A 3,629-nucleotide genomic window follows, 5' to 3' on the forward strand; every position below is an offset into this window, starting at 1 on the left:
TGAATTGGTATTAGCTGAGCGGAGTCGAAGCTAGATAACGTGAGTTCGGGATAATTTGAAACGAGCTTTGAGAAAGGGTTTGCGTAGCAAACCCTTTCTCAAAGCTCAAAAGTAATAGCCTAAGCGATCGCCAACAATGTCAACCCCAAAAGATGAGTGGTGCGCGAAATGCCGCTAATCATCCTTTTGAGATATATCGTTGATTTATTTAGGCATGAATGCGATTTTTGGATGGGTGACCTGGGATTCGAACCCAGGACCAGCGGATTAAGAGTCCGATGCGCTACCACTGCGCCAGTCACCCGTAAGTTATTTGACCCATTTAAGGGCGATTTATATACTAGCAAATGTTTGGTCAAATACCTAACAAAAAATTCTATAAATCCAAATAAAAATTGGCGATCACTATAATCTCCTGAAAGTTAAGAGAAAAGTGAGCCAAAATCTTTGTTTTTTATCTCAGAATCGTTTATTTCTTAACTTAAAAGCCCTAAAGATGAGAGGCGGCGCGAAGCGCCGCCTCTCATCTTTAGGGCTTTATGTCCCAAGCAACCAGCGAATGCCCGAAAGCTTGGCGATCGCTTTACTCATGTTTGGACATTGCTATATATGATTGGATAGATCCGATCGAGAGCGAACATGAGCAATTTACCTATTCTCCAACGTCCTGATGGCCGAGATTGGAATCAACTGCGGCCAGTTCACTTGCAATTACCCTTTACCAAAGCCCCTGCGGGTTCGGTACTAGCGAAATTTGGCGATACCCAATTGATCTGTACCGTTTCTATCGAAGAAGGTGTACCTAAGTTTTTGACAGGCAGTAACCAAGGTTGGTTAACGGCGGAATATCGGATGCTTCCTGCCTCAACGATCCCCAGACAGCAACGGGAGTTTACTAAGCTGTCTGGGCGCACCCAAGAGATTCAAAGGTTGATCGGACGCAGTTTAAGGGCGGCTCTGGATCTGACGGCGATCGCTAATTACACCTTTGCCGTGGACATTGATGTGTTACAAGCCGATGGCGGTACACGTACGGGGGGAATTACAGGAGGCTTTGTTGCCCTTAAAGCAGCCTGCGATCGCTTAATGGCTGATGGCAAAATAACCAAATCGCCAATTCGTAACGCCGTTGCCGCCGTTTCTGTGGGTTTATTAGATGGAGCCCCAATTTTGGACTTAAATTATCAAGAAGATGTAGCGGTAAGTGTCGATCTCAATGTGGTGATGGACAGTACTGGCAAATTGATCGAGGTGCAGGGCACGGGTGAATCTGATACATTCTCGCGATCGCAGCTAAATCAAATGTTAGATGTCGCCGAAAAGGGCATTAATGAGCTACTAAAGCATCAAGAGCTATAAAAAAAGACGCGCATAGCGCGTCCTTTTTTTATAGCTGCTTGAGATAACTTAATAAATCTGCCATATCCTGTGGACTTGGCTGAAACTGTGGCATTGGCGGAGTTTCCCCACTGACAACCTGTTGAACCAGACGGGCATCGGACTTGCGATCGGATACACCATGCAAGTCGGGGCCAACCTTGCCATTAGCCCATTGTCCGTGACATGCCACACAATTCATCACAAAAATAGAACGCCCCTGTACGGGATCTCCTGATAGATTTAGAACTGACTGCGTATACTGATCGAGGGGTGGACGCATTAACCAGAGCAGGATGGCGATCACAACAATTACAACGGTAACTGCGATCGCCATTACAGTTTGTTGCGGTGACCTTGCCCCAGAAGATGGCAAAGTCGCCTCTGATGTGATCTGTGTCGCTACATCAGTATCCTTTGTCAAATTTACCCCTTCATTAATCACAGTTTTAAACCTAGCCATTGAAACCTAGCCATTAATTAGCCATTAATTTAGCCAAAACTTTTACTTCGTTTGGAATGCGGAAAGTATTAATAGCTTAAGTATTAATAACATATCTTAAAGAAAGTATAAGTAATCGGGGCACGTTCAGAAATTAAATAAAGCCTAAATTTAATTCTACTGCTATGCCCCATTCTATGCCCCATTCTAGGATTTGGTGAGGCGATCGTCCATATCCATCGGTCATTAATCGGTCATAAGCTGGTCAAAATAACGCCTTAGTCGGTTGGTTAAAGCGTTAGTGTCTGGTACTCGACGTTCTATAATTCAAAAGCACAAATAATAAAAACGTTTAAAAATAAAGGAAAGAGTTGATTATGGGAGGAAACGATCGCTTGCTAAGGGCAGCAAGAGGTGAAGTACTGGATCGTCCACCAGTATGGATGATGCGCCAAGCAGGAAGATACATGAAGGTGTATCGTGATTTGCGCGATAAATATCCCACATTTAGGGAGCGATCGGAAATTGCCGAACTCGCCGCCGAAATTTCTTTGCAACCGTTTCGCGCTTTTCAGCCCGATGGCGTGATCATGTTTTCCGATATCCTCACTCCACTTACAGGCATCGGTATTAACTTCGATATCGTCGAAAGTCGAGGTCCAATTATCGAGTCCCCAATTCGTACTCAAGCACAAGTTGATGCGCTGACAGAGTTCGATCCCGATACAGCCGTGCCCTTTATTCGCAAGATATTAAGCGCGATTAAAGATGAGGTCAAGGATCAAGCGACAATTCTTGGTTTTGTAGGAGCCCCTTGGACATTAGCGGCGTATTCCATTGAAGGTAAAGGTTCTAAGGACTATTCCACGATCAAGGCTATGGCTTATAAGGAGCCAGCGATCGTCCATAGCTTTTTGACCAAGATTGCTGAAATGATCGGTACTTATGTCATCCATCAGATTGAGTGTGGTGCTCAAGTGGTGCAGATGTTTGATTCTTGGGCTGGGCATCTTTGTCCTACGGATTATAAAACCTTTGCGCTTCCCTATCAAAAGATGGTTGTGGATAAGGTTAAGGCAAAATATCCCAACACGCCACTGATTCTCTATATTAGCGGCAGTGCAGGAGTGCTTGACCTCATGCCAAAATCGGGTGTGGATATTGTCAGTGTTGACTGGACAGTAGATCTTGCCGATGCCCGCGATCGCATTGGACATGACATTCCCGTCCAAGGTAACCTCGATCCCTGCGTTCTGTTTGCCGATCAAAGTTATATCCGCGAGCGCATTTTAGAAGTGGTTGCCAAGGCTGGGAACAAGGGACATATCATGAACCTCGGACATGGCATTCTCTCCACTACACCAGAAGACAATGCCAGATTTTTCTTTGAAACTGTTAAAGGGCTGGGTTCCTAATCATCCCTTCTTCTTGAAGTCTCGGCATATAACCCAAAAAAAGATGAATGGCGGCGCGAAGCGCCGCCATTCATCTTTTTTTGGGTTTTGATTTGAAAATGGCTTTGAGAAACTTACTTTTCCCGTTAAGTATGAATTTGGGCAAGAAGCCAACCTTGGCAAAGATCGCGTAAATTAGACCAACCACGCCAGAGGACTTGAATACCAATGGGAGACTTACGACGATGTTCAAGATAGCCGCCAAGGAAAGCAATCGATTCAATCGCCCAAGCAACAGTTAAAACAGGAGGGGATTTAGGGAATCGAGCTTTTAAAACCTGAATTTGGAGAGGAGAAAGAATCTCAACGGCAGGAGCATCAGGTTGATTGCGATGGAGATAAGTAACCTGTAAAAG

At 44.9% G+C, this 3,629-nt stretch carries 4 protein-coding genes, 1 tRNA gene and 1 pseudogene; 3 read left to right on the forward strand and 3 right to left on the reverse strand.

Annotated elements, in window-relative coordinates; translation table 11 throughout:
• Positions 1-232 precede the first annotated feature (232 nt).
• Positions 233-304: transfer RNA gene (locus tag PSE7429_RS22000), tRNA-Lys, on the reverse strand.
• Positions 305-539: 235 nt separating this feature from the next.
• Here PSE7429_RS22000 and PSE7429_RS27655 point away from each other — a divergent pair.
• Positions 540-671, forward strand: coding sequence for a hypothetical protein (locus PSE7429_RS27655; protein ID WP_267879031.1), 132 nt, complete (start codon positions 540-542; stop codon positions 669-671).
• On the forward strand, positions 640-1,359 hold the full coding sequence (rph, locus tag PSE7429_RS22005) for a ribonuclease PH (RefSeq protein ID WP_009629589.1): 720 nt from the start codon (positions 640-642) through the stop codon (positions 1,357-1,359). The genes PSE7429_RS27655 and rph overlap by 32 nt, the downstream gene beginning before the upstream one ends.
• Before the next feature lie 28 nt (positions 1,360-1,387).
• Here rph and PSE7429_RS22010 read toward each other — a convergent pair whose 3' ends face one another.
• Positions 1,388-1,840, reverse strand: coding sequence for a c-type cytochrome (locus tag PSE7429_RS22010; RefSeq protein ID WP_009629590.1), 453 nt, complete (start codon positions 1,838-1,840; stop codon positions 1,388-1,390).
• Positions 1,841-2,196: 356 nt separating this feature from the next.
• Here PSE7429_RS22010 and hemE point away from each other — a divergent pair, with 356 nt between their 5' ends.
• Positions 2,197-3,234, forward strand: a complete 1,038-nt coding sequence (gene hemE / locus PSE7429_RS22015; RefSeq protein WP_009629591.1) for a uroporphyrinogen decarboxylase — start codon at positions 2,197-2,199, stop codon at positions 3,232-3,234.
• A 125-nt stretch (positions 3,235-3,359) separates the two neighbouring features.
• Here hemE and PSE7429_RS22020 read toward each other — a convergent pair.
• Positions 3,360-3,629, reverse strand: a pseudogene (locus PSE7429_RS22020) (IS4 family transposase); the annotation flags it as partial.

This window comes from Pseudanabaena biceps PCC 7429 (assembly GCF_000332215.1).
Classification (GTDB): Bacteria; Cyanobacteriota; Cyanobacteriia; order Pseudanabaenales; family Pseudanabaenaceae; genus Pseudanabaena; species Pseudanabaena biceps.

What these genes read in the sequence shown, in the direction of transcription:
- PSE7429_RS27655 (WP_267879031.1), top strand. Translation starts at nt 540, where the DNA reads ATGTCCCAAGCAACCAGCGAATGCCCGAAAGCTTGGCGATCGCTTTAC.
- rph (WP_009629589.1), top strand. Translation starts at nt 640, where the DNA reads ATGAGCAATTTACCTATTCTCCAACGTCCTGATGGCCGAGATTGGAAT.
- PSE7429_RS22010 (WP_009629590.1), bottom strand. Translation starts at nt 1,840, where the DNA reads ATGGCTAGGTTTAAAACTGTGATTAATGAAGGGGTAAATTTGACAAAG.
- hemE (WP_009629591.1), top strand. Translation starts at nt 2,197, where the DNA reads ATGGGAGGAAACGATCGCTTGCTAAGGGCAGCAAGAGGTGAAGTACTG.